The 25267-nt window shown below is 71.9% G+C and carries 21 protein-coding genes and 1 tRNA gene; 13 read left to right on the top strand and 9 right to left on the bottom strand.

The annotated features are described in order from the left end of the window. Positions 1 to 16: 16 nt before the first annotated feature. Positions 17 to 1342, bottom strand: coding sequence for a M20/M25/M40 family metallo-hydrolase (locus tag ACLB9X_RS26880; protein WP_410362992.1), 1326 nt, complete (start codon positions 1340 to 1342; stop codon positions 17 to 19). Positions 1343 to 1528: 186 nt separating this feature from the next. Between ACLB9X_RS26880 and ACLB9X_RS26875 the strand changes: the two genes are divergently transcribed. The 3 genes from ACLB9X_RS26875 to ACLB9X_RS26865 all read left to right on the top strand — a co-directional run bounded on the left by ACLB9X_RS26875 (position 1529) and on the right by ACLB9X_RS26865 (position 3040). Continuing rightward, positions 1529 to 1616 (top strand) — tRNA-Leu (locus ACLB9X_RS26875). Positions 1617 to 1669: 53 nt separating this feature from the next. Beyond that, positions 1670 to 1996 carry a DMT family transporter gene (locus ACLB9X_RS26870; RefSeq protein WP_410362991.1) on the top strand — a complete coding sequence of 109 codons (327 nt, stop codon included), beginning with the start codon at positions 1670 to 1672 and terminating at the stop codon, positions 1994 to 1996. 120 nt (positions 1997 to 2116) lie between these two features. Further along, a complete protein-coding gene (locus ACLB9X_RS26865) occupies positions 2117 to 3040 on the top strand; it encodes a pseudouridine synthase (protein ID WP_410362990.1) in 924 nt (307 codons plus the stop codon). Between the two features lie 10 nt (positions 3041 to 3050). Here the strand turns inward: ACLB9X_RS26865 and ACLB9X_RS26860 are convergent, their stop codons facing one another. The 3 genes from ACLB9X_RS26860 to ACLB9X_RS26850 form a co-directional block, all read right to left on the bottom strand. Further along, positions 3051 to 4139: an S-(hydroxymethyl)mycothiol dehydrogenase gene (locus ACLB9X_RS26860; RefSeq protein ID WP_410362989.1), complete on the bottom strand. Its 1089-nt coding sequence runs from the start codon at positions 4137 to 4139 to the stop codon at positions 3051 to 3053. A gap of 591 nt (positions 4140 to 4730) precedes the next feature. After that, the gene (locus ACLB9X_RS26855) at positions 4731 to 6194 is read right to left on the bottom strand and encodes an amino acid permease (RefSeq protein WP_410362988.1); all 1464 of its coding nucleotides are present in this window, start codon (positions 6192 to 6194) and stop codon (positions 4731 to 4733) included. Between the two features lie 212 nt (positions 6195 to 6406). Then, positions 6407 to 7108 carry a FadR/GntR family transcriptional regulator gene (locus ACLB9X_RS26850; protein ID WP_410362987.1) on the bottom strand — a complete coding sequence of 234 codons (702 nt, stop codon included), beginning with the start codon at positions 7106 to 7108 and terminating at the stop codon, positions 6407 to 6409. Positions 7109 to 7265: 157 nt separating this feature from the next. Between ACLB9X_RS26850 and ACLB9X_RS26845 the strand changes: the two genes are divergently transcribed. Together ACLB9X_RS26845 and ACLB9X_RS26840 are read left to right on the top strand one after the other, a co-directional pair. Further along, positions 7266 to 7775 carry a gluconokinase gene (locus tag ACLB9X_RS26845; RefSeq protein WP_410362986.1) on the top strand — a complete coding sequence of 170 codons (510 nt, stop codon included), beginning with the start codon at positions 7266 to 7268 and terminating at the stop codon, positions 7773 to 7775. Positions 7776 to 7831: 56 nt separating this feature from the next. Beyond that, on the top strand, positions 7832 to 9229 hold the full coding sequence (locus ACLB9X_RS26840; protein ID WP_410362985.1) for a gluconate:H+ symporter: 1398 nt from the start codon (positions 7832 to 7834) through the stop codon (positions 9227 to 9229). On the opposite strand, the gene ACLB9X_RS26835 is transcribed toward ACLB9X_RS26840, so the two are convergent. Next, positions 9215 to 9877 carry a cytochrome b/b6 domain-containing protein gene (locus ACLB9X_RS26835; RefSeq protein WP_410362984.1) on the bottom strand — a complete coding sequence of 221 codons (663 nt, stop codon included), beginning with the start codon at positions 9875 to 9877 and terminating at the stop codon, positions 9215 to 9217. The genes ACLB9X_RS26840 and ACLB9X_RS26835 overlap by 15 nt on opposite strands. Then, positions 9819 to 10484 (bottom strand): molybdopterin-dependent oxidoreductase, encoded by a 666-nt coding sequence (locus ACLB9X_RS26830; RefSeq protein WP_410363043.1) that lies wholly within the window; start codon positions 10482 to 10484, stop codon positions 9819 to 9821. Before ACLB9X_RS26830 ends, ACLB9X_RS26835 begins: the two co-directional genes overlap by 59 nt. Before the next feature lie 431 nt (positions 10485 to 10915). Here ACLB9X_RS26830 and ACLB9X_RS26825 point away from each other — a divergent pair, with 431 nt between their 5' ends. The 7 genes from ACLB9X_RS26825 (at position 10916) to ACLB9X_RS26795 (ending at position 20285) form a co-directional block, all read left to right on the top strand. Continuing rightward, positions 10916 to 13030, top strand: a complete 2115-nt coding sequence (locus ACLB9X_RS26825; RefSeq protein ID WP_410362983.1) for a M14 family zinc carboxypeptidase — start codon at positions 10916 to 10918, stop codon at positions 13028 to 13030. After that, the gene (locus ACLB9X_RS26820) at positions 13003 to 16521 is read left to right on the top strand and encodes a S8 family serine peptidase (RefSeq protein WP_410362982.1); all 3519 of its coding nucleotides are present in this window, start codon (positions 13003 to 13005) and stop codon (positions 16519 to 16521) included. The genes ACLB9X_RS26825 and ACLB9X_RS26820 overlap by 28 nt, the downstream gene beginning before the upstream one ends. Positions 16522 to 16608: 87 nt before the next feature. After that, positions 16609 to 17139 (top strand): NUDIX hydrolase, encoded by a 531-nt coding sequence (locus ACLB9X_RS26815; protein WP_410362981.1) that lies wholly within the window; start codon positions 16609 to 16611, stop codon positions 17137 to 17139. A 22-nt stretch (positions 17140 to 17161) separates the two neighbouring features. Continuing rightward, positions 17162 to 17551: a YidH family protein gene (locus ACLB9X_RS26810; protein WP_410362980.1), complete on the top strand. Its 390-nt coding sequence runs from the start codon at positions 17162 to 17164 to the stop codon at positions 17549 to 17551. Further along, positions 17548 to 17844, top strand: a complete 297-nt coding sequence (locus ACLB9X_RS26805) for a DUF202 domain-containing protein (protein WP_410362979.1) — start codon at positions 17548 to 17550, stop codon at positions 17842 to 17844. The genes ACLB9X_RS26810 and ACLB9X_RS26805 overlap by 4 nt, the downstream gene beginning before the upstream one ends. Positions 17845 to 18043: 199 nt before the next feature. Continuing rightward, positions 18044 to 19063: a phosphotransferase family protein gene (locus ACLB9X_RS26800; RefSeq protein WP_410362978.1), complete on the top strand. Its 1020-nt coding sequence runs from the start codon at positions 18044 to 18046 to the stop codon at positions 19061 to 19063. 7 nt (positions 19064 to 19070) lie between these two features. Next, positions 19071 to 20285, top strand: a complete 1215-nt coding sequence (locus ACLB9X_RS26795) for an acyl-CoA dehydrogenase family protein (RefSeq protein ID WP_410362977.1) — start codon at positions 19071 to 19073, stop codon at positions 20283 to 20285. Positions 20286 to 20596: 311 nt separating this feature from the next. On the opposite strand, the gene ACLB9X_RS26790 is transcribed toward ACLB9X_RS26795, so the two are convergent. Genes ACLB9X_RS26790 through ACLB9X_RS26780 form a run of 3 tightly spaced genes read right to left on the bottom strand, consistent with a single transcriptional unit; the run spans position 20597 to position 23641 of the window. Continuing rightward, complete coding sequence (locus tag ACLB9X_RS26790; RefSeq protein WP_410362976.1) at positions 20597 to 21190, bottom strand: TetR/AcrR family transcriptional regulator; 594 nt, start codon at positions 21188 to 21190, stop codon at positions 20597 to 20599. Positions 21191 to 21227: 37 nt separating this feature from the next. Then, a complete protein-coding gene (locus ACLB9X_RS26785; RefSeq protein WP_410362975.1) occupies positions 21228 to 22880 on the bottom strand; it encodes an AMP-binding protein in 1653 nt (550 codons plus the stop codon). Then, positions 22877 to 23641, bottom strand: coding sequence for an SDR family oxidoreductase (locus tag ACLB9X_RS26780; RefSeq protein WP_410362974.1), 765 nt, complete (start codon positions 23639 to 23641; stop codon positions 22877 to 22879). The genes ACLB9X_RS26785 and ACLB9X_RS26780 overlap by 4 nt, the downstream gene beginning before the upstream one ends. Before the next feature lie 163 nt (positions 23642 to 23804). Here ACLB9X_RS26780 and ACLB9X_RS26775 point away from each other — a divergent pair, with 163 nt between their 5' ends. After that, on the top strand, positions 23805 to 25046 hold the full coding sequence (locus tag ACLB9X_RS26775) for an exo-beta-N-acetylmuramidase NamZ domain-containing protein (protein WP_410362973.1): 1242 nt from the start codon (positions 23805 to 23807) through the stop codon (positions 25044 to 25046). The last annotated feature ends 221 nt before the right edge of the window (positions 25047 to 25267 follow it).

The raw sequence follows: 25267 nt of genomic DNA, 5'->3' as shown, positions 1-25267 counted from the left end.
CGGTGGCCGCGATGCGTCAGCAGTGGTCGAGGAATCGGTCGAGAACTCGGACACCGAATTTCAGGCCGTCGACCGGGACCCGCTCGTCCACGCCGTGGAACATGCCGGCGAAGTCCAGCTCCGGGGGCAGCTTCAGCGGCGCGAAACCGAAACAGCGGATACCGAGGTCGTCGAAGGACTTGGCGTCCGTTCCGCCGGAGAGCATGTAGGGCACCGCCCGGGCGATCGGGTCCTCGGCTTTGAGAGCCACCTGCATGGCGTCCACGAGAGCCCCGTCGAAGCTGGTCTCCAGCGCCTTGTCGCCGTGGACGTCCTCGCGCCGGACCCGGGGGCCGAGCAGCCGGTCCAGGTCCGCGAGGAACTCCTCCTCGTAGCCGGGCAGGAAGCGCCCGTCGACGTGCGCGGTCGCCTGGCCGGGGATGACGTTCACCTTGTAGCCGGCGCCGAGCATGGTGGGGGCGGCGGAGTTGCGCAGGGTGGCGCCGACCATCTTGGCGATGCCGCCGAGCTTGGCGAGCGTGGCGTCCATGTCCTCGGGGTCGAGCGAAGTGCCGAGCGCGTCGGACAGCTCGTCGAGGAAGGAGCGGACGGTCTTGGTGACCCTGACCGGCCACTGGTGGCGGCCGAGGCGGCCGACGGCCTCGCACAGCTCGGTGATGGCGTTGTCGTTGTTGGTCATCGAGCCGTGGCCGGCCGTGCCCTCGACGGTCAGGCGCATCCAGTGCATGCCCTTCTGCGCCGTCTCGACCAGGTAGAGGCGCAGGTTCTCGTTGACGGTGAAGGAGAAGCCGCCCACCTCGCCGATCGCCTCGGTGACGCCCTCGAACAGGTCCGGGTGGTGGTCGACCAGATGGCGGGCGCCGTAGGTGCCGCCGGCCTCCTCGTCGGCGAGGAACGCGAGCACGACGTCGCGGGGCGGCTTGCGGCCGCTGCGCAGCCTGTCGCGTACGACCGCCAGCGTCATCGCGTCCATGTCCTTCATGTCCACCGCGCCGCGGCCCCAGACGCAGCCGTCGGCGATCTCGCCCGAGAACGGGTGGTGGGTCCAGTCGGCGGCGTTCGCCGGGACGACGTCGGTGTGGCCGTGGATGAGCAGCGCGGGGCGGGACGGGTCCTCGCCCTCGATGCGGGCCACGGTGGAGGCCCTGCCCTTGTGCGACTCGAGGATCTGCGGTTCCAGCCCCACCTCGGCGAGCTTCTCGGCGACGTACTCGGCCGCGGCGCGCTCGCCCGGGCCCGAGTGGTCACCGTAGTTGCTGGTGTCGATCCGGATCAGCTCACGACAGAGGTCGACGACCTCGTCCTCGCCCGACACGGCCCGGGCGGTGTTCGACTCGCTCACGCTGAATTCCTCCCACTGTCGCTGCTGGTGGTCCGCCCTCATCCTCCCGCCATGCGGGTCAATGCCCAAGGGCGGCCTTCGGACGTCACGGGGCGTTCACGGAACCGGGGGTGTGATCGAGGGGGGCCGAATGTTTGCTATGGTTTTCCACGTCGGAACGGCCCAGGGCCGAGAGACAGACACCTTGTCCGGGTGGCGGAATGGCAGACGCGCTAGCTTGAGGTGCTAGTGCCCTTTATCGGGCGTGGGGGTTCAAGTCCCCCCTCGGACACCAGTGAGATCCCCACGGCGTGCCGTGGGGATCTTCGTGTGTTCCGGGGAGGTGCGATGGATTTCCTGCTGGTCGCGGGCGCGATCGCGTCCGAGGTGATGGCCACTCTGGCGCTGCGTGCCTCGCACGGCCTGAGCAGGCCGGGCGCCAGCGTGCTGGTCGTCGTCGGGTACGGCGTGGCGTTCGTGATGCTGGCGCAGGCGCTCAGGTCCCTGAACGTCGGTCCGGTGTACGCGGTGTGGTCGGGGGTCGGGACGGTCGGGGCGTTCTTCGGCGGCGTCTGGCTGTTCGACGAACCGGTCAGGCCCGCGACGCTGATCGGTGTCGCGCTCGTCGTCATCGGCGTGGCCGTGATGTACCTCGGCGGCGGGATGGAGCACTGACCGGCCGAGGCCGCCGGTGCGGTGGGCAGGGGTGGACTGACGGCCCGCGGCCGGCGGCGAGGTGGGCACGGGGGCACTGACCGGCCCGGGCATCGGCGCGGTGGGCATACAGTCTCGTCGGTGAGACGCAGAAACAAGGCCCCTCGGTCGCCGCTCCCCCAGCGCGACGGCATCGACCCGGTGCGGCTGCGGCTGCCCGCCGATCCGGACGGGCTGTGGGCCACCGTGCGGGACCATCTCGTGGAGCGGTACGCGAACGCCATCGGGGCCGAGCAGGTCGACGCCATGCTCGACGAGGGCCGTATCGTCTCGGCCGACGGCCCGGTCACGGCCGGTGACCCGTACGAGGCGGGGCGGTACCTGTTCTTCCACCGGGATTTCGCCGCCGAGGAGCGGGTGCCCTTCGAGGTGGGCGTCGTGCACCGCGACGAACGCCTGGTGATCGCCGACAAGCCGCACTTCCTCGCCACGGTCCCGCGTGGCAGCCACATCACCGAAACGGCGCTGGCGCGGCTGCGCCGCGGTCTCGGGCTGCCGGAGCTCCAGCCCGCGCACCGGCTGGACCGGCTGACCGCGGGGCTGGTGCTCTTCGTCGTACGGCCCGGGGACCGGGGTGCCTACCAGACGCTGTTCCGGGACCGGCGGGTGCGCAAGGAGTACGAGGCGATCGCGCCGTACGACCCGTCGGTCGCCCTGCCCCGTACCGTACGCAGCCGGATCGAGAAGGAGCGCGGGGTGATCGCCGCCCGGGAGGTGCTGGGGGAGCCGAACAGCAAGAGCCGGATCGAGCTGGTGGAGGCGCGCGGCGCGCTCGGCCGGTACCGGCTGCTGCCGGCCACCGGCCGAACGCACCAGCTGCGCGTGCACATGAACTCCCTGGGCCTGCCGATCCTGTACGACCCGGTCTACCCCGAAGTACGCGCCCCGGGGCCCGAGGACTACACGCGCCCCCTGCAGCTCCTCGCCCGGGCCTTGGAGTTCACCGATCCGGTGACGGGTGAGCCGTGCCGCTTCGAGAGCCGGCTGCGGCTGGCGGCGTGGTGACCGGCGGCGATCACAGGACGACGACCGAGCGCAGGACGTCGCCCTCGTGCATCCGCGCGAAGGCCGCCTCGACGTCGCCGATGCCGATGGTCTCCGTGACGAACGCGCCGAGGTCGATGCGGCCCTGCTGGTGCAGGTCGATGAGCATCGGGAAGTCACGGGAGGGCAGGCAGTCTCCGTACCAGGACGACTTGAGCGCCCCGCCACGGCCGAAGACGTCGAGCAGGGGCAACTCCAGCTTCATGTCGGGGGTGGGCACACCGACGAGGACGACCGTGCCGGCCAGGTCGCGGGCGTAGAAGGCCTGCCGGTACGTCTCCGGGCGGCCGACCGCCTCGATGACGACGTCCGCGCCGAAGCCGCCGGTGAGGTCGCGGATCGCTTCGACGGGGTCCGTGGAGCGGGAGTTGACGGTGTGGGTGGCGCCCATGGAGCGGGCGGTCGCCAGCTTGCGGTCGTCGATGTCGACCGCGATGATCTTCGCCGCGCCGGCGAGGCGTGCGCCGACGACGGCCGCGTCACCGACGCCGCCGCAGCCGATGACGGCGACCGTGTCGCCGCGGCCGACCCCGCCCGTGTTGACGGCGGCGCCAATGCCCGCCATGACCCCGCAGCCGAGCAGTCCGGCGACGGCCGGGGAGACCGCGGGGTCGACCTTGGTGCACTGGCCTGCGGCGACCAGGGTCTTCTCGGCGAAGGCGCCGATGCCCAGGGCGGGCGACAGCTCGGTGCCGGAGGCGGTGAGCGTCATCCGCTGCCGGGCGTTGTGGGTGTCGAAGCAGTACCAGGGCCTGCCGCGCAGGCAGGCGCGGCAGCGGCCACAGACGGCGCGCCAGTTCAGGACCACGAAGTCGCCCGGCGCGACGTCGATGACGCCGTCGCCGACGGACTCCACGACGCCGGCCGCCTCGTGGCCCAGCAGGAAGGGAAACTCGTCGGTGATCCCGCCCTGCTTGTAGTGCAGGTCGGTGTGGCAGACGCCGCACGCCTGCACCCGCACGACGGCCTCGCCCGGCCCGGGGTCGGGAACGGTGATCGTCTCGACCCGCACCGGCTCGTTCTTCCCGGGTGCGATCACGCCTTGCACCTGCTGGGGCATCGCAGGACCTGCCCTTCCTCGTGGCCTGTCACGGCGGCACGCCGCGATGGCTCGCACGGTATGCCGAGGAGGCCGCAGAAGGGGGCGTTTTCCGCCTGGCGCGTGGCGTCGGGCGCGGCCGCCCACGAGTACGTCGGCGCGGGCGTGGACTGCATCCGCCGGCCGATCGCGGCCGCCCCGCGTGCGGACACGCTCGCGACCGACCCCGCGCCCGGCGGGGACACGGTCAACCGATCCGCCCCCAGCCGGTCACAGCGGGAGACGTCCCATCGGCATGGCCCGCGGCCGCCCGGGTGGGAACGCGCACGCGGCCGGCCCCGTGTCCAACTGCGGCGCAGGCAGCAGATACGCCCCCCCGGGGCGAATCACGGCCACCGGGCGCAAGCGTGTCCGCACGCCGCCCAGCCGGGCGTGGCCCGTGTACGCCGCGAGGACGCGGCCGGCCCGCGTGCCGACACGCTCCCGGGCGACCCCCGCGTCCGACGGGGACACGGGCAACGGAGACGGCCCCCACCAGGCGGGACAGCGGGGGAACCGTCGGGGCCGGGGCACGGCGAAGGCCGGGCCCCGCGGGGCCCGGCCTTCGGGGGGTCAGGCGTGGGCGTCCTCGCGCTCGGCCGCGATGCGGCCGACGCGCTTGCGGACCACGTACCAGCCGCCGACCAGCGCGGCCGCGATCAGCGGCAGGCAGTTGACGGTGGTGCGGCCGATGCCGCCGTCCATCCACATCAGGACGAGGACGGAGCCGAGGAAGAACAGCGTGACGATCTGGGTGTAGGGGGCCCAGGGCAGCTGGTAACCGGGGCGGGTGACCCGGCCGTCCTTGGAACGGTGCCAGAACAGCAGCGAGCAGACCATGATCATCGCCCAGGTGCCGATGATGCCGATCGAGGCGAAGTTCAGCACGAGCTCGAAGGCCTCGCCCGGCATGACGTAGTTCAGGAAGACGCCGATCACGCCGAAGGCGGCGGTGAGCAGGATGCCGCCGTAGGGGACACCGCCCTTGTTCATGACGCCGGTGAACTTCGGCGCGGAGCCGGACAGCGACATCGAGCGCAGGATGCGGCCGGTGGAGTACAGGCCGGAGTTCAGGCTGGACAGTGCCGCGGTGAGGACGACGAGGTTCATGACGCCGGCCGCGCCGGGGATACCGAGCTTGTCGAAGACGGTGACGAAGGGGCTCTCGTCGCCGGAGTACGCGGTGTACGGCAGCAGCAGGGCGAGCAGCACGACGGAGCCGACGTAGAAGAGACCGACACGCCACATGATCGAGTTGATCGCCTTGGGCATGATCTTCTCGGGGTTCTCGGTCTCGCCCGCGGCGACGCCGCAGAGCTCGACGGAGGCGTAGGCGAAGACGACACCCTGGATCAGCAGCAGCATGGGCATGACGCCGCTCGGGAAGATGCCGCCGTTGTCCGTGACGGTGGCGAGGCCCGGCGTGTGGCCGCCGATGTCGTGCGAGGTCACGACGAGGAAGATGCCGATCAGCATGAACAGGACCAGGGCGGCGACCTTGATGATCGCGAACCAGAACTCCATCTCGCCGAAGTACTTCACCGAGATCAGGTTCGCGGTGAGGACGACGGCCAGGGCGATCAGCGCGAGGACCCACTGCGGGATGTCGCTGAACATGGCCCAGAAGTGGGCGTAGGTCGCGGCAGCGGTGATGTCGGCGATCGCGGTGGTCGACCAGTTCAGGAAGTACAGCCAGCCGGCCGTGTAGGCGCCCTTCTCGCCCATGAACTCACGGGCGTACGAGACGAAGGCGCCGGACGAGGGCCGGTAGAGCACCAGCTCGCCGAGCGCACGGACGACGAAGAAGGCGAAGACGCCACACACGGCGTACGCGATGAAGAGGGACGGACCGGCGTTGGCCATGCGGCCACCGGCGCCGAGGAAGAGCCCCGTACCGATGGCGCCGCCGATGGCGATCATGTTGATGTGACGTGACTTGAGGTCCTTGCGGTACCCGGCGTCACCGGCATCTACGTGGGGGGTGCCCGTCGCGGGGGCGACAGGCGTGTCGGCCGCAGCCATGGTGCGGTCACTCATTGAGGTGTTCGCCTTCGTGAGGGGGTGTGCGGTACCCGGCCTTGTGCGCCGGCGGCTCTGTGCGGTGTGCCGCGGCACGGCGTGGGTGCCCAAGAGCCTGACGGCTCATAGTCAGGGCAACCCTGGGATTTTGGCAGTGGCCAACCTCACTCAGATATAGATCTGAGGTATTTCAGAGGTTTCGCCAATATGAAGCAAGGATGCCATGCAATTCAGGGTGCGAGGACATCCAGCTCTTCCAGGGCGCCCGCCGCGATCTGCTTGGTGAGCCCCTCCGCACGCGCCGCATCGCCTTCGCGAACGGCTTCGGCGAGCTGTACATGGAGCGTCACGGCCGCCGGATCCGGGTCGTCGAACATCACGTGGTGGTGGGTCCGGCCCGCCAGGACCTCCGCGACGACGTCGCCGAGCCGGGCGAACATCTCGTTGCCGGAGGCGTTGAGCACGATCCGGTGGAAGGCGATGTCGTGCTCCAGATAGCCCTCCAGCTGGTGGCCCCGGGAGGTGGCGACCATGCCGATGGCCTCCCGGGTGAGGGCGGCGCACTGCTCCGGGGTGGCGTTGACCGCGGCGAGGGAGGCCGCGACCGGTTCGATCGCGGAGCGCAGCACGGTCAGGGAGCGCAGCTGGCGCGGCCGGTCGGCGCCGGCGAGGCGCCAGCGGATGACACGCGGGTCGTAGACGTTCCACTCCTCGGTAGGCCGTACGGTCACGCCGACACGGCGCCGCGACTCCACCAGGCGCATGGACTCCAGGACCCTGACCACTTCGCGGACGACCGTCCGGGAGACGTCGAAACGCTGGGCGACCTCGTCGGTGCGCAGGACGCTCCCGGCCGGGTAGTCGCCGGCGGTGATCGCCAGACCGAGGGTGTCGAGCACCTGCGTGTGAAGCCCCCGGCCTTCTGTGGTCATGCGCAAAGCCTACGGGTGGCCGCCGGAGGGAGACGAGCGGACCCGGGAACAAAAAGTATGACGTTTATGTCTCAGACTCTTGAATACGTCGTACCTAATGGGTTCCAGTAGCGCGACGGACCGATGTCGGATGTCGAAGAAGACAGCGAGGCACGTAATGAGCACCCCTCACGTCGTCGTGGTGATGGGCGTGGCAGGCACAGGCAAGACCACGATCGGCCCCCTGCTCGCCGCCGCCCTGGGCGTCCCGTACGCCGAGGGCGACGACTTCCACCCCCCGGCCAACATCGCCAAGATGTCGGCCGGCACCCCGCTCGACGACGACGACCGCCGGCCGTGGCTGGACGCCATCGGCGCCTGGGCCCATGAGCGGGCCGGACACGGCGGCGTGGTCTCCAGCTCGGCGCTCAAGCGCGTGTACCGCGACCGGCTCAGGGCCGCCGCGCCCGGAGTCGTCTTCCTCCACCTCACCGGCGACCGCGCGCTCATCGAGCGGCGCATGAAGGAGCGCAAGGGGCACTTCATGCCGACCGCGCTCCTCGACTCCCAGTTCGCCACCCTGCAGCCGCTGGGCGACGACGAGACGGGTGTCGCGGTCGACGTGTCCGGAACCCCCGAGGAGATCACCGAGCGGGCCGTCGCCGCGCTGCGCGCGCTCGGCTCCTGATCCCCGCCCCCGTACCCCGTCCCCTCCCCCGTCCCTTTCCGTGACAAGGAATCACCGTGACCAGTCTCAGCGTCGAGATGCTGGCAGCGGACACCGTCGAGCCGATCACCTCGGCGGGTAACGCTCAGCTGGGCATCGCCGTCGTGGCGGGCATCGCCGTCATCGTCCTGCTCATCACCAGGTTCAAGCTGCACGCGTTCCTGGCCCTGACCATCGGTTCGCTCGCCCTCGGCGCGTTCGCCGGGGCACCGCTCGACAAGGCCATCGCCTCCTTCAGCACCGGCCTCGGCAGCACCGTCGCCGGGGTCGGCGTCCTCATCGCGCTGGGCGCGATCCTCGGCAAGCTGCTCGCCGACTCGGGCGGCGCCGACCAGATCGTCGACACCATCCTGGCCAGGGCGGGCGGCCGCGCGATGCCGTGGGCGATGGTGCTGATCGCCTCGATCATCGGACTCCCGCTGTTCTTCGAGGTCGGCATCGTCCTGCTGATCCCGGTCGTGCTGATGGTCGCCAAGCGCGGCAACTACTCGCTGATGCGGATCGGCATCCCGGCCCTCGCCGGCCTGTCCGTCATGCACGGCCTCATCCCGCCGCACCCCGGCCCGCTGGTCGCGATCGACGCCATCGGCGCCAATCTGGGCGTGACCCTCGCCCTCGGCCTGCTCGTCGCGATACCGACGGTGATCATCGCGGGCCCGGTGTTCTCCAGGTTCGCCGCCCGCTGGGTGGACATCCCGGCACCGGAGAAAATGATCCCTCAGCGCGCCACCGACGGCCCGGAGAAGCGGCCCAGCTTCGCCGCCACCGTCACCACGGTGCTGTTGCCGGTCGTGCTGATGATGGCCAAGGCCCTCGTCGACATCATCGTGGACGACCCCGAGAACGGGCTCCAGCGCGTCACGGACGTCGTCGGCTCGCCGCTGATCGCCCTGCTGGCCGCGGTGCTGGTGGGCATCTTCACCCTGGGCCGCGCCGCCGGGTTCACCAAGGAGCGGATCGGCTCGACGGTCGAGAAGTCGCTCGCCCCGATCGCTGGCGTCCTGCTGATCGTCGGCGCCGGCGGCGGGTTCAAGCAGACGCTGATCGACATCGGTGTCGGCCAGATGATCCTGGACTTCTCCAAGAACTGGGCCATACCGACGCTGCTGCTCGCCTGGCTGATCGCGGTGGCGATCCGGCTGGCCACGGGGTCGGCGACGGTCGCGACGATCTCGGCGGCCGGACTGGTCGCGCCGCTCGCGGCCGACATGTCGACCGCGCACGCGGCGCTGCTGGTACTCGCGATCGGTGCCGGTTCGCTGTTCTTCAGCCATGTCAACGACGCCGGCTTCTGGTTGGTGAAGGAGTACTTCGGCATGAACGTCGGTCAGACGATCAAGACCTGGTCGGTGATGGAGACCATCATCTCGGTCGTGGGCATCGTCTTCGTGCTGCTGCTGTCACTCGTCCTGTAGCCACTCGGAGTGGTGGTCATGGGCCCACTGGCGCTCGACCGACCCGGTGCGCATGCCACGGCGTGCCTCCCGGTCGGCGAGCGCCATTCCGATGTGTCCGGCCAGCACGATCCCGACGGCCAGCGACAGCCAGTCGTGCACGAACGTCGCGCTGGTGCGCCACACCAGCGGGGTGAGGTGCGTGAACCACATCAGCAGCCCGGTGCCGAGCATGACCAGGGCCGCGCCCGCGATCCAGGCCGCGTAGAGCTTCTGCCCGGCGTTGAACTTCCCGGCCGGGCGTGACGCGAGCCGGTGGTCCCGGCGGCGTACGGCACGCAGCCAGGTGAGGTCGTGCGGGCCGAAGCGGTTGAGCCGGCGCAGGTCGGCGCGGAACGCCGGGGACGCGAGGCCGAGCAGGAACGGCACCGGCAGCAGCACACCGGCCCACTCGTGGACGGTGACCACGAGATGGCGGCGACCGACGAGTTCCGCGATCTGCGGTACGTACAGGGCGGCCGCGGTCACGACGCAGAGGAGCATCAGGGCGGCGGTGGCGCGATGCACCCAGCGCTCGGCCCGGCTGAACCGCCGTACGCGGGCGGGCGGTTCAGCCGGTGGGGGTGTCGCTGCGGCCGTTGGACCGGCCGACCCAGGCGTCGACGTCATAGCCGCGCTCCTCCCAATAGCCGGGCCGCACACGGGAGGTGACGGTGATCCCGAAGAGCCATTTCGCCGACTTGTAGAAGTACATCGGCGCGACGTAGAGCCGGGCGGGGCCGCCGTGGGCGTGGCTGAGCGGCTTGTCCTGCATGCGCAGGGCGACCAGGACGTCGTCGCGACGGGCCTGCGCGAGGGTGAGGCTCTCGCTGTACGTGCCGTCGAAGCAGGTGAACCGGATCGCCCTGCCCTCGGGGCGCACCCCGGCCGCGTCGAGAAGCAGCGACAGCTGCACGCCTTCGAACGGGGTGTCGGGCACGCGCCAGCCGGTCACGCACTGCACGTCGCGCACGATCCGGGTCTGCGGGAGGGCGCGCAGCGCGGCGAGCGTGTAGGTGGTGGGGCGGTCGACGAGGCCGTCGACGGTGAGGCGGTAGTTCGTCGCGTCCCGGCGGGGCACGGAGGTTGCGACCGAGTAGTAGCGGAAGCCGCCGCCGTTGGGGAGCAGCCCGGTGAGGCCGGTGGGGTCCTTGTCGGCGGCGGAGCCGAGGAACGACTCGAGCCCGCGCTGGAGTCCGGGCGCGGCGACGACCGAGGCGGCACCGACGCCCAGCATGCCGAGCACCAGCCGGCGGCCGAGGGGCGAGCCGGTCGTCCCGTCGTCCCGCTCGGCCGGCCCGGCGGGGCCGGTGTGCCCGGTGCGTTCCGCGTCACCGTCGTGTGAGGTCACCCTTCGATTCGAGCACGTGACCGACGCGAGGACCAGGGCAGCGGGCGGTCCGTCGGACTTCCGTCATATTTCCCCGCCGACCCGCGCCCGGCCGGGCGGTTTCGCGGCCGCACGGCCATGCGCGCGGAAGCGCCGTCCGACCGCTCGGAGCACGGACTTCCGTTTCCTCTCCTCTCCCTCTCGTGTACATGCCATCGCCTCTGCTACGTTCCCGCTCAGCCTCCCCCCACCACGGACAGGGCTGTGCCCGACGAGACCGCGGCCCCACAGGGCGAGCCGGGCTCGCCTGGGCAGAGCTCCTCTCGACAGGAGTTCACGTGGTCGTTTCGCACCCACGGTCCCGCAGGCGCACCGCGATCGCCTGCGCACTGGTCGCCGCCGCGGCGGGCGCGCTGCTGCCTCTCGCGCCGGCTTCGTCTTCCGCCGCGGCGGCGGAAGACGAAGCGTTCAGGCCGCAGCTCGTGATGGTGGACACCCCCACCCGAGCAGCCAGAAACAGACTCTCCGCACTCGGGCTCGACCTGACCGAGCATGCGGGGCACGACCGCAGCGAGGTCGTTCTGCACAGCCTCGGCGACGCTCTCGCGCTGCGCGCCGCCGGCTTCACCTGGCAGGTGCGCATCCCCGACCTCGTGCAGCGGGAGTCCGAGATCAACGCGGCCAACCGCGCCTACGCCGCCGCGACCGCCGCCTCGCCCCTGCCGTCCGGACGCGACAGCTACCGCAGCCTGGACGACTACAACGACAATCTCGACCGGCTCGCCGCGATTCGCCCGAGCCTGGTCAAGAAGATCACGCTGCCGCACAAGAGCCTCGAGGGCAAGCCGGTGCACGGCGTGGAGATCGCGCACAACGTCGCGGCCGCGGAGGACGGCCGGCCCGTCTTCCTCATGCTCGGCCTGCACCACGCCCGCGAATGGCCTTCCGGCGAGCACACCATCGAGTTCGCGTACGACCTGGTGAAGAACTACGGCAGCGACCCGCGCATCACCGCGCTGCTGAACAAGGCCCGCGTCGTCATCGTGCCGGTCGTCAACGTCGACGGCTTCCAGAAGTCCTTCGACGACGGGCAGTTGATCGACCTGCGCCCCGTCGACGAGGGCGGCACCGGATCGATCCTGGCCACCCCCGGCAACGCGTACAAGCGCAAGAACTGCCGGATCGTCGACGGATTCTCCCCGCTGCTGAACGAGTGTGCCCTCGCGAGCAGTCCCGGCGGCTTCGGCGCCGGCGTCGACCTCAACCGCAACTACGGGGCGTACTGGGGCGGCCCGGGAGCGGCCGCCGAGCCGGTCCAGGCCACCTACCGCGGCGCCGCGCCGTTCTCCGAGCCGGAGACACAGAACATCCGCGAGCTGATCAGCGGCCGGCAGGTGACCGGGCTGATCACCAACCACACCTTCTCCAACCTGGTGCTGAGCCCCGGCGGCGTCGCGCCCGACACGATCGGCCCCGACGGGCAGCCCGTCGGCAGTCCGCCGGACGACGCCGCGCTGACCGAGCTCGGCGACCGGATGGCCGCCCAGAACGGCTACACGAGCCAGCACAGTTGGGAACTCTACGACACCACCGGCACCACCGAGGACTGGTCGTACAACGCGACCGGCGGCTACGGCTACACGTTCGAGATCGGCCCCGACGAGTTCCACCCGCCGTTCCCGGAGGTCGTCGACGAGTACCTGGGTGCGGGCGAGTTCGCCGGCAAGGGCAACCGTGAGGCGTACCTCGTGGCGCTGGAGAGCGCCATCGACCCGCAGACCCACTCGGTGATCAAGGGCAAGGCGCCCGCCGGTGCGACCCTGCGGCTGCGCAAGACCTTCGCCACACCCACCTGGTCGGGCAGCATCTCGGACACCCTGGACACGACCATGACCGTCGGCAGGGACGGCGCGTACACCTGGCACGTGAACCCCTCCACCCGGCCCGTCGTCAAGGCCCGCCAGATCCAGGTGGTCTCCTCGGAGCCGCTGAAGCGGCAGACCTACTCGGGCACCACCGCACCGGCGCAGCGGACGGAGCAGGAGTTCACCGTCGACCGGGCCGCCGACGTCCTCGAGGTGAAGCTCGACTGGGCCACGCCGGACGACCTCGACCTGTACGTCCTGCGCAAGAACGCCGACGGCAGCCTCACCCAGGTGGGCAGTTCCGCGGGCTCGGTCGGCGAGAAGGAGCGGGTCCTACTCCAGGACCCGCAACAGGGCACCTATGTGCTGCGGGTGGAGAACTGGGCGTCCGTCGCGCCGACCTGGACGCTCACCGCCTCCCTCTACGACGCCACGGAGCAGCAGACGGGCGCCGGCCTGATCGAGAACTGGACCCTGACCTGCGAGAAGAACGGGCAGGTCCTGGAGCGCATCCCCGTCGTCGTGGACCGGGGCCAGCAGGTCAAGGCCGATCTGAAGGCATGCGCGCAGAAGTGGGGCAGGGACTGATGCCGCGTCCCTCCCCTGTCGTGGCCCGTTCCCCGTACTCGGCGGGCCGGTTCCGCCGGACGGCCGTCGCCGCCGCGCTCGCGGTGGCGGCCGCCCTCATCCCCGGCACCGCGGCCGGTGCCGGGGAAGGCTCCGACGTGACGGTCGCCACCGTCGACGGCCGGCAGGTCGTCGACGGTGCCGTACGCGGCCCGCTCAGCGGCACCGTCGAGGTGGCCGGAACGGCACGCACCGGCACGCCCGCCACCCCCGCGCCCTCTCCCCTGCACGCCGACGCCGGCGACAGCTCCTTCGTCGCGGCCGGCGAGAAGGCCGTGCTGCTGGGCAGCGCCTACGGCGGCACCGCTCCGTACACCTGGGCGTGGTCCGCCGAGCACGGCACCGTCGTCGGCGCGGATGCGGCGAGCGCGTCCTATGACACCGAGGGCCTCGCCCCCGGCACGTACGAACTGCGGCTCACCGTCACGGACGCGGCGGGTGCCCGGACGACCGACACGGTCAGGGTCGTGGTCGTCGAGGAGACCTCCGCCACGCTGCTCGACGAGACGAAGTCCGACCCGACGCCCGGCGTCTTCCCCTCCGGCGCGGCGGTGGAGTTCCCCTTCGAGGTCCCGGCCGGTACGGGCTCCCTGGACGTCACCCTGTCCTGGCGGACGACGGCCCAGGACTACGACCTGCGCGTCACCGACCCGTCCGGCGAGGTCGTGGCCACGTCGGAGTCCGGTGACCACCCGGAGAGGACGTCCGTATCGGCCCCTGTCGCCGGCACCTGGAAGGTCGTCGCCGTCAAGTGGGCCACCGTCACGGACGACGTGACCGCACAGGTCGTCGCCCACCGGCGCCCCGCCGACCCGCGGCCGCGGGTCGCGGCCGGAGGCCCGTACACCTTCGAGACGGGCGCGGAGCAGCGGCTCAGCGGCACTGTCTCGGGCGGCACGGCACCCGTCGCCGCGGCCTGGGACCTGGACGCGGACGGGCGGTTCGACGACGCCACCGGCACGTCCGTCGACCCCGGTCTGCCCGACGGGCGGCATCTGGTCACCCTCAAGGCGACCGACGGATACGGCCTGGAGCGGCGTGAGACGACGTCCGTGCTGGTCGGCAGCGCGGACCGGATCGCCGCGAGCCCGCCCGTCACCGTGATCGGCATCGCCGACACCGGGATCAACCCGTACCACCTGGAGTTCTCCGCCCGCACCTACCCGGACCCCGATGTCCTCGCGCTGACCCGGGACTTCACCAGGCACCCCTCGGAGTACATCCCCGGCTACCCGGCCTCCGCCCCGGCGATCCCCGTGACCCTCGGCAAGGGGTATCTGCCCGAGGAGGACAAGCAGCTGTGGAGTGAGCGGGTGCCCGGCGGCACACTGCACTGGATCCCCGGCACGAAGATCATCGGCGCCTACTCGTCGAGCGTGGACGGTGCCCATCCGGTCCTCGACGACCACGGCCACGGCACCGGCTCCGCCTCGGTCTCGGCCGGAAACCGCTACGGCTACTGCCCGACCTGCCTGCTCGTCATGGTGGAGGGCCTCGACGAGACCGTCGCCACGAAGTACCCCTGGGTCGACATCACCTCGCACTCCTTCGGCTACATCGGCGGCGCCCCCGTCGGCCCCGTGCTCAGCGGTGAGGAGGTGACCAAGGAGGCGGCCGAACGCGGCCAGACCGTGCTGTTCGCCGCGGGCAACGGCGTCGGCAACGCCTTCGACGTGCCGGTCAGCACCTGGCACTCCGACCAGACGGGACCCGACTGGAACATCACGGTCGGCGCCCTGCGCCGCGACAACCAGCGGGCCGTCGTCGGCGACGGCATGCCCGTGCACCTGTCGTCGTGGGGCATCGGCAGTCTGCCGTCGGCCTGCCACACCGGGGTGCTGTGCCAGGACCAGTTCAGCGGCACGTCGGCGGCGACGCCGTACACGGCCGGGGTGTTCGGTACGACGCTCCAGCGGGTCAAGGACGCCGTCGGCGACCCGCGGGCCGGGCAGAAGAGCGGTCAGGTCGTGGCCGAAGGCACCGCCGTCCCGCAGAGCGAGTACCTCCACGACGGCAGGCTCACGCGCGCCGAACTGCGCGAAGCCGTGCTGAAGAACGCCTTCCCGCTCGGGGAGGACAACCTGCCGTCAGCGAGCTGGCCGCTCGCCTCGCCCCACACCGCCGGCAACGTCCTCTTCGAGGGCTACGGCGCCGCGACGCCGGAGACCGCGCGCCGCGCCGTGGACGTCCTGCTCGGCCGGTCCCTGCTGCCCGAACGGCCCGTCGAGGACGACTTCTTCGCCGCCGACCGCGCGATCCGGGACAGCATCTGGGGCGGCTACGACCGTGACGGGGACGGCACCTCGGACCCGGCACCGCTGCCCACGGGCGTCTCCGCCGGCCTCGACGACGTGGCCACCCTCGACGGCGCGCTGGGTGTGCTGCGTCGGACGCTCGGCGTCCGGCAGGACGCGGCGGATCCCCAAGGGCCTTATTCGGCAGAGGCGTTCAGCTACTACCTGCACCAGGGGCCCGACTGCTCGGCTGAGCGGACCATGGACCGCACCGACCACGGCGACGACGCGGACGGCTGCCCGGTCGGCGACACCCTGTCGACAGCGGCGCCCTATCTGCCGACGGCCGCGCACCCCGCGACCGACACGCTGACCGAACCGCTCGCCGCCGGTTCGCGGGTGCGGGCCGAGCTGTACCTGCGCACCCGGGCGCCTGCCGCCGTCGTGGCACCCACGGTCGTGCTCCTCGCCACCGACCGGGAGATCGGCCGGGGCAAGGCGGCGAGCCGGCCTGTCACCGGCGGCTGGACGGCGTTCACGATCGAGTGGGAGACGGCGCGGCACGCCTTCACGGGGGAGCAGCTGTCGGTGCAGCTGCTGTCCGACACGACCGCGCTCGCCGAGGTCGGGTACGAGGACGGGCACGCGTCGCGGCTGACGCTCGACCCGGCCCCGCTGCCCCCGTCCACTCTCGCGTTCGGCGCCACGATCGCGTCCCCGGCGGACGGCGCCGAGACCGGCGAGGGCGAGACGGTCGTCGCGGGCGGCCGGTACGCGTTCCCGGACCTCGGCTCCGACCCCGAGGGCGTCGGCGGCAGGCCGGAGACCCGGCGGGTGCAGGTCTCCGTGGACGACGAGACCTTCGCCGCGCCCACCTCGGCCGAACTCGACGAGTCGACCGGCACGTGGAGCGCGGACCTCGGCCGCCTGGCCGCGGGCGACCACGTGCTGTACGCGAGGGCGGTGCGCGACGGCACGCCGTCGCAGGTGGCCGCATCGGCGTTCCGGGTGGTGCCGGACGCGCGGGTCGAGTGGCAGGTGGTGCGGCGCAACGGCCCCGTGGATCCGGGCGCGTGGCGGCCGGCCACGGGCCGGGCCGCGTGGTCGTTCCCGCTGACGACCGCGTCGTACGGCACCGGGTACCGGACGATCGTGGTCCGGCTCGTGGAACGGGGGGTGCAGACCGCCCAGGACACGGTGCGAGCCACCTTCCGCTGACCGCCCCGCGAGGCCGCACCGGTGCCCGGTGCGGCCTCGCGCGATCTCTGTGTGCCTGCCATGGCCCCGGATGCTTGTATGGCTGCCATGACTCCGGCAGACGATCCCGCAGAAGAGATCCTCGACATCGTCGACGAGCAGGACCGGGTGATCGGGCAGGCACCGCGCGGCGAGGCGTACGCGCGCGGGCTGCGGCACCGGTGCGTGTTCGTCCTCGTACGCGACGGCGACGGGCGCGTCTTCGTGCACCGGCGGACCGCGACCAAGCTCGTCTTCCCCTCGCTGTACGACATGTTCGTCGGCGGTGTCGTCGGCGCGGGCGAGACGTACGACGACGCCGCCCTGCGCGAGGCCGAGGAGGAGCTCGGGGTGCGCGGGCTGCCGCGCCCCGTCCCGGTGTTCACGTTCCTGTACGAGGGCGACGGCGACCCCGCGCAGACCTGGTGGTCGGCCGTCTACGAGGTGCGCTGCACGCTCCCCGTGCGACCGCAGGCCGAGGAGGTCGCCTGGCACGGTTTCCTCACGGAGGCCGAGCTGGAGGAGGGCCTGCGCGAGTGGGAGTGGGTGCCGGACGGCCTCGCCGCGTGGCACCGGCTGAGAGCCCATCGGTCGGGGTGACGCCGCGGGTAGGGTGCTCGCCGTGAGCGACTTCGTACAGAGCCTGCGCCTGTGGCTCGCGCCCCGGCGGCTCCGGGAGGAGGGCGAGACCCCCGACTACCGCTTCTCGCTCGCAAACGAGCGGACCTTTCTCGCGTGGGTCCGCACGGCACTGGCGCTGATCGGCGGCGGCTTCGCCGTCGACCAGTTCCTGCCGGATCTGCGCTGGTGGGTGCGGGCGGGTCTCGCCCTCGCGCTGATCGGCGCGGGCGCCATGTGCGCCGTGCGCGCCGTGAACCACTGGGTGCGGTGCGAGCGGGCGATGCGCCGCGGCGAGGACCTGCCGGTGTCCCGTTTCCCGGCGCTGCTGGCCCTGGTCGTCGCGGTCGTGTCCGTCGCCATGGTGATCGTCGTGTCCTGGGGCGACGTGTGACGGCCCCCGAGCGGGATCCGGGGCTGCAGCCCGAGCGGACCCGCTTGGCGTGGCGGCGGACCACCTTGGCGTGCACGGTGGTGGCGGTGCTCGCGGCCCGGCAGACGACCGGGAACGCCTGGCCCGCGGTCGGACTGAGCGTGGCCGCGTGGCTGGTCTTCCTGGCGGTGGCGCACCGGCGCATGAGGGCGATGGACGCGGCCCGGCCGCCGGCGCTGTCGTTGCGGGGCGCCGTCGCGACGGTGGGCTGCGTCCTCGCGCTCGCGGCCTTCGCCGTCGCGATCGTGACCTGAGCGCCGGAGCGTGCCCCGGCGCCTCGACGGAACAGGCGCCGCGCAGGCCGTCCCCGAAGGCGCATTCCGGGGCGGGCGCGTTCACGTGTGTGATCCAGACATCGGTTCCCGGGGCCCACTGGACGACATACCGACTGGTCGGTCATCATGAACGCGTTCGCCAGGACGACGACCAGGACCGCCTCCGGAGGTGCGCACCATGAGCCCAGCCCCACAGGGCCTCGATCCCGAGCAGCTGCGCGGACATCTCGACCGCGAGCGGCCGGGACTGGTCAGCGGCCCCCTCAGCGCACGGTTGATCCAGGGCGGCCGCTCGAACCTCACCTACGCGGTCACCGACGGCACCACCCGCTGGGTCGTCCGCAGGCCACCGCTCGGCCACGTCCTGGCGACCGCCCACGACATGACGCGCGAACACCGGGTGATCAGCGCGCTCGCACCGACCGAGGTGCCGGTCCCCCGACCGGTCCTGCTGTGCGAGGACGAGTCGGTCATCGGATCGCCGTTCTACGTCATGGAGTTCGTCGACGGCACGCCCTACCGCACCGCCGAACAGCTCGCCGCGCTCGGTCCCGCGCGCACCCGCGACGCGGTGCTCTCGCTCGTCGACACGCTCGTCGACCTGCACGCCGTGGATCCCGCGTCGGTGGGGCTCGGCGACTTCGGCCGTCCCGAGGGCTTCCTCGACCGGCAACTGCGCCGCTGGGGCAAGCAGTTGGACGCCTCGCGCAACCGGGAGCTGCCCGGCATCGACGAACTGCACGCCGCGCTCGGGCGCTCGCTGCCGGCCTCCCCCGCCCCCACCGTCATCCACGGCGACTACCGTCTCGACAACGTCCTGATCGGCGAGGACGACCGGATCACGGCCGTCCTGGACTGGGAGATGTCCACGCTCGGCGATCCGCTGACCGACCTCGGGCTGATGGTGATGTACAGCCGCCGGCTGGAACTGCCCGGCTCCCCCATCAGCACCACCGCGGGCGCCCCCGGCCACCCGTCCCCCGACGAGCTGATCGAGCGGTACGCCGCGCGCTCCGGACGGGACACCTCGGCGATCTCCTGGTACACGGCGTTCGCCTGGTTCAAGCTCGCCGTGATCCTCGAGGGCATCCACTACCGCTACACCCTGGGCCAGACCGTCGGCGCCGGCTTCGACCGCATCGGCGATCTCGTCCCCCTCTTCATCGAGCACGGCCTCACCACCCTCCAGGAAGGCTGAGAACCTGATGGACTTCGCATTCGACGCCCGTACGGAAGAACTCCGCGCCAAGCTGCTCGCGTTCATGGACGAGCACGTCTATCCGGCCGAGCGGATCGAGCACGAGCAGCGCGCGCGGCTGGCGTCACCGTGGGACACCCCGGCGATCGTCGAGGAGCTGAAGGCCGAGGCGCGCAAGCAGGGGCTGTGGAACCTCTTCCTGCCGGACGCCGAGTACGGCGCGGGCCTGACGAACCTGCAGTACGCGCCGCTCGCCGAGATCACCGGCCGCAGCCCGCACCTGGCGCCGACGGCCCTGAACTGCGCGGCCCCGGACACGGGCAACATGGAGGTCCTCGCACAGTTCGGCAGCGACGAGCACAAGAAGCAGTGGCTGGAGCCGCTGCTCGCCGGGGAGATCCGCTCGGCGTTCGCCATGACGGAGCCCGAGGTCGCCTCCTCCGACGCGACGAACGTCCGGACCCGGATCGAGCGCGACGGCGACGACTACGTCATCAACGGCCGCAAGTGGTACATCTCCGGTGCGATGAACCCGAACTGCCGGATCTTCATCGTCATGGGCAAGACCGACCCGGACGGCGACGACATCCGCCGTCAGCAGTCGATGATCCTGGTGCCGCGCGACACCCCGGGCGTCGAGGTCCGCCGAGCGATGCAGGTCTACGGCTACGAGGACCACTCGCACGGCGGCCACGCCGAGGTCGTCTTCACCGAGGTACGGGTGCCCGCCTCCCACCTGATCGACGAGGAGGGCAGCGGCTTCGCCATCGCGCAGGCGCGGCTCGGACCGGGCCGTATCCACCACTGCATGCGGCTGATCGGCATGGCCGAGCGGGCGATCGAGCTGATGTGCCGCAGGGCGGTGTCCCGCGAGGCGTTCGGCAAGACGATCGCCCAGCAGGGCGTCGTGCAGAACTGGATCGCGGACGCGCGGGTGACCGTGGAGCAGCTGCGGCTGCTCGTGCTGAAGACCGCGTGGCTGATGGACACGGTCGGCAACCGGGGCGCGCACACGGAGATCCAGGCGATCAAGATCGCGACGCCGCGGGCGGTGGTGGACATCCTGGACAAGGCGGTGCAGGTGCACGGTGCGGGCGGCGTGAGCCAGGACTTCATGCTGGCGGAAATGTGGGCGGCGGCGCGGACGCTGAAGCTGGCGGACGGGCCGGACGAGGTGCATCAGCGGTCGCTGGCGAGGCGGGAGCTGAAGCGGTACGTGTGAGGTGGGCGGGGTGGTTTCCCCCACCCCGCCCCTTCCCGTAACTGGGGGCTCCGCCCCAAGACCCCCCTGCCGGGGGGAGCGCTCCGGGGGCTGACGCCCCCGGCCCCCCACCCGGCGGCAGCTCCGCGCCGCGCCAACGCCCAACAAATCCAGCCCCCGCCGCTCGGGGGCAGAGCCCCAACGGCAGCGCCGCGCGGACGACCCGCCGCACACCAGCCCCGCCGGCGTTTGAGGCGCGGGGCTCGGGGCAGCGCCCCGACGGCAGCCGCGCAGACGACGTGGAAACGGAAGCGAGCGCGCCGCGCGGGGCGTCAGGGGCGGAGGGCGCGGAGGAGCAGGTCCGCCAGGTGGTCCGCGACCTGCTGCTTCGTCAGGGGGCCGTCCGGGTGGTACCACGTCGACAGGTGGTGGACCGACCCGAAGTGGTAGTCCACCACCAGGTCCGCCGGCGTCGCCGAGGAGAAGACGCCGCTCTGCTGCCCCTCCTCCACCAGCGCCCGGAACCGCTCGTGGTAGCGGCGCCGCTCGGCCCGCACCTGCTTGTGCTTCTCCGGGCTCAGGTGGTGCATGGAGCGGAAGAAGATCGCCGCGTCGTCCAGGTTGTCGATGGTGGTGACGACGACGTCCGCCGCCGCCTCGCGCAGCCGGTCCTCCACGGGATCGTCCGCGTCCGCGAAGGCGTCCAGCCGCTCCTGCTGGAGACGCAGCACACGGGAGTAGACCTCCTGCAGGAGGTCCTCCTTGGACCCGAAGTAGTGGTAGAGCGCCCCCTTGGTGACGCCCGCCGCCTCCACGATCTCCTGGACCGACGTGCGGTCGTATCCCTGCTCCGCGAACAGGCGGGTGGCGGCGGCCAGCAGCCTCTGCGGTACGGGGGTCGCCTCCCCGTCCGTCGTCCTGGCCATCGCCGCCACCTTCCCTTCCTGCCGAAACAACCGTGCCTCACACCCGGGAACGCAGTTCCCGCCTGAGGATCTTCCCACTTGTGGTCTTCGGGAGCTCCGGCAGGATCACCACTTCCCTGGGGTATTTGTAGGCGGCGAGCCGCTGCTCGCAGTAGGCGGCGAGCTCCTCGGGCACCACACCGGCCCCCGGCCGGAGGCTGACGTACGCCTTGACCGTCTCGCCGCGGTAGGCGTCCGGCACACCCACGACGGCCGCTTCGCGGACCGCCGGGTGCGTGTAGAGGACGTCCTCGACCTCCCGGGGCCAGACCTTGAACCCGGAGGCGTTGATCATGTCCTTCTTGCGGTCGACGACGTAGAGCCAGCCGTCGGCGTCCATGAAGCCTATGTCGCCGGTGCGCAGTTCGCCGTCCGGGAACGCCTCGGCGGTGGCGTCGGGGAGCTGCCAGTAGCCGGGCACGACCTGGGGGCCGCGCACGGCGATCTCGCCCTGTTCGCCGAGGGGCACGTCGTCGCCCTTCTCGTCGACGATCCGCACCACGGTGTCGGGGCCGGGCACGCCGACGGACAGGGTGCCGGAGGCCGGGTCGACCGGCGCCTCCTTCTCCGGGGGCACGGCCGCACAGGGCGCGGTGCACTCGGTGAGCCCGTAGCCGTTGCGTATGTACGGCCCGAAACCGGCGCGGAACTTCTCCACCAGCGCGGGCGGCACGGGCGCGCCGCCCGAGTTGATCACGGCGAAGGAGGCGAAGTGCTCGCGGGTGGCGGCGGGATGCGCCGCCAGGGCCATGAACGCGGTCGACGGGCCGACCGTGTACGCCGGCCGGTGCTCGGCGAAGGCGTCGAGCACGACGCCCGCATCGAAGCGGTAGGCGAGCGCGAGGGTGCCCGCATTGGCCATGCAGGCGGCGAGCTCGCAGACCATGCCGGTGATGTGGAAGAGGGGCGCGAGGGCGAAGTAGCAGGCGCCTTCGGGGACGGGGTGGCCGGTGCGCTGGCGTTCGGCGTTGTAGGTGATGCCGCCGTGGAGGTTCATCGCCCCCTTGGGCGTACCGCTCGTGCCCGACGTGTAGCTGATCAGGGCGACGTCGGCGGCGCCCGGTTCGCGTCCGGAGGGCGCCGGGAGGCCGCGGCGGGCGACGTCGAGCAGGTCGTCGGCGTCCTCGGCCCGCGGTGCGCGCTCGAAGGAGAGGACCCGCTCGTCGTGCCGCGTCTGGAGGTCGAGCTCGCAGGCGGTGAGCACGACGCGTACGGACGAGGCGGCGGCGCAGTCCCGCAGGTACGCCTCCCATGCCCGGTCGGAGCAGATCAGCGCGCCGGCCCCGGAGTCGGCGAGGACGTGGGCGACCTCGCCCGCCTTGTACATCGGGTTGAGGGGGACGACGATCGCGCCGGCCTTCCAGGCGCCGAGCAGCGCGATGACGAAGTGCGGGCTGTTCTGGAGCATGAGGGCGACGCGGTCGCCGCGGGCGACACCCCGCTCGGCGAGGTGGGCGGCCACGGAGTCGGAGAGCTCGTCGGTCTCGCGGTAGCTCAGGCGGCCGTCGAAGTAGGCGAGCGCGGGGTGTTCCGGGGAGCGGGCGACGGCCGCGCGGAAGGCGTGCACGACGGTCGGGTGCGGGGAGACGGGGGCGCGCTGGGCCTCGGTCAGCTGCCCGAGCCACGGCTGCGCGGCGTAGCCGGAGCTCATCGGCCCGCCTCCTCCCACTTCTGCTGGATGTGGTTCATTCCGGCGATCCAGCGGTCCGTCTCGGTGGCGCGCGCCGCGTAGTAGCCGGCGACCTCCGGGTGCGGCAGGACGAGGAAGCGGTCCTCGTCGATCGCGTCGAACAGCGCGTCGGCGACGTCCTCGGGCTCGATCGCGGTCGGCTTGAGGACGATGTCGCCGGCCGATCCGGTGGCGGCGAGCATGTCGGTCCGTACGCCCTGCGGGCAGATGGCGTGGACCTTGAGGCCGCGGTGGCGGTAGGTGAGGGAGAGCCACTCGGCATAGGCGAGCGCTCCGTGCTTGGTGACGCTGTAGGGCGCGGCCCCGATCATCGTGAGCAGTCCGGCGGCGGAGACGGTGGAGACGAAGCGGCCGCTGCCGCGCTCCAGCCAGTCGGGCAGCAGGGCGCGGCTCGCCCGGACGTGCGCCATGACGTTGACGTCCCAGGCCGAGGCCCAGACGTCCTCGTCCGCGAAGGCGTCGCCGCCGGAGCCGAGGCCGGCGTTGGCGCAGTAGACGTCGACGGTGCCGCCGAGGGCGTCCCGGGCCTCGTCGACCACGTCCGAGGCGTCGCCGGGTACGGCGGTGCCGCCGATCTCGTCGGCGACCGCCTTGGCCTTGCCGGCGTCGATGTCGTTGACCACGACCCTGGCGCCCTCGGCGGCGAACCGGCGGGCCAGGGCGGCGCCGATGCCGCCGCCCGCTCCCGTGACAACAACTCCTGCGCCCTGCACCGTGCTCATCAAGCTCCGCCTTTCGCAGCGTCCCGGCCGTGCAGGCAGACTAACCGGTCGGTATGCCGCGCGGAAGGGGGCGGTCCGACGGCCGCGCCCGGGTCGTTCCCCCGGGGCGTCAGGAGCGCTAGCGTGCGTGGCCATGACAGACGGCGATCACGGAGGTAGCTCGATGAGCCTTTCCAGACGGGGTTTGCTGGCCGCGGGCGGCGCGGTGGGGGCACTGGCCGCGACATCCGCCGCACCCGCCGCCGCCCATGCGGGCCGTGGCCGGGTGCGCACCGGTTTCGAGCGGCTGGCCGCCGACGGGTACGCGGTCCTGGCCGGCGAACGGATCGGCGTGGTCACCAACCCGACCGGCGTCACGCGCGACGTGCGGCACATCGTGGACGTCATGCACGCTGACGACCGCGTCGACCTGGTCGCGGTCTTCGGCCCCGAGCACGGTTTCCGCGGCACGGCGCAGGCGGGCGGCTCCGAGGGCCGCTACGACGACCCCGCGACCGGGCTGCCGGTGTACGACACGTACCTCAAGAGCGGCCGGCCGCTGGCCGACATCTTCACCGCGTCCGGCGTGGACACGATCGTGTTCGACATCCAGGACGCCGGGGCCCGTTTCTACACCTACATCTGGACCCTCTTCGACTGCATGCAGGCCGCCGAGCTCGCGGGCAAGCGGTTCGTGGTGCTCGACCGGCCGAATCCGGTGACCGGCCGGGCGGCGCTGGGGCCCGTGCTCGACAAGGCGTTCGCGACCTTCGTGGGCCGGGAGCCGATCTCGCAGGCGCACGGCATGACCGTCGCCGAACTGGCGCTGCTCTTCAACGGGGAGTTCCTCACGCGGCCGGTGGAGCTGGAGACCGTGAGGATGACGGGCTGGCACCGCTCCGACTTCTACGACGAGACCGGGCTGCCCTGGGTGCCGCCGAGCCCCAACATGCCCACGCCCGACACCGCACTCGTCTACTCCGGGACCTGCCTGTTCGAGGGCACGAACCTGTCCGAGGGCCGGGGCACCACCCGCCCCTTCGAACTCCTCGGCGCCGAAGGTGTCGACCGCCGCTGGGCCGAGGCAGTGAACGCGCTGGACCTGCCCGGCGTCCGCTTCCGCGAGGCGTACTTCGCGCCGACGTTCTCCAAGTTCCAGGGCAGGACGATCGGCGGCGTCCAGCTCCACGTCCACGACCGGAAGTCCTTCGACCCCGTGCGTACCGGCATCGCGCTGCTGGTGACGGCGAAGCGCAGTTGGAGCGGGTTCGCCTGGCGCGCCGACAACTGGATCGACAAGCTGACCGGTTCCACCAAGGTGCGCACGCTCATCGACGCGGGGGCGGACACCGACGAGGTGGTGGGCGCGTGGCGGGACGAGCTGGCCGCGTTCCGCGCCGTACGGCGACGATACCTGCGGTACTGAGCACCCAGGGCTGGGAACGGCCCGACCGTGCCCGGGGGCCCGCCCCCCGCGCGGTCCTGATCGCGTCCCGGCCCGCGAGTGGCTGGGAGTGGCCCGTCCGACGAGGAACGCCGGCAGAGCATGGCCGGCCGGGGGCCGGGCCCGTGCGGCTGGTCACGTCGCACGTCGTCCCGGTCCCGCTGCACGGGACGGGAGCGGCCGACCGGCTTCGACCGCTTCCG

Origin of the sequence: Streptomyces sp. 5K101 (genome assembly GCF_046506645.1) — a bacterium.
Taxonomy (GTDB): Bacteria; Actinomycetota; Actinomycetes; order Streptomycetales; family Streptomycetaceae; genus Streptomyces.
This window is presented reverse-complemented; position numbering and strand designations above follow the sequence as displayed.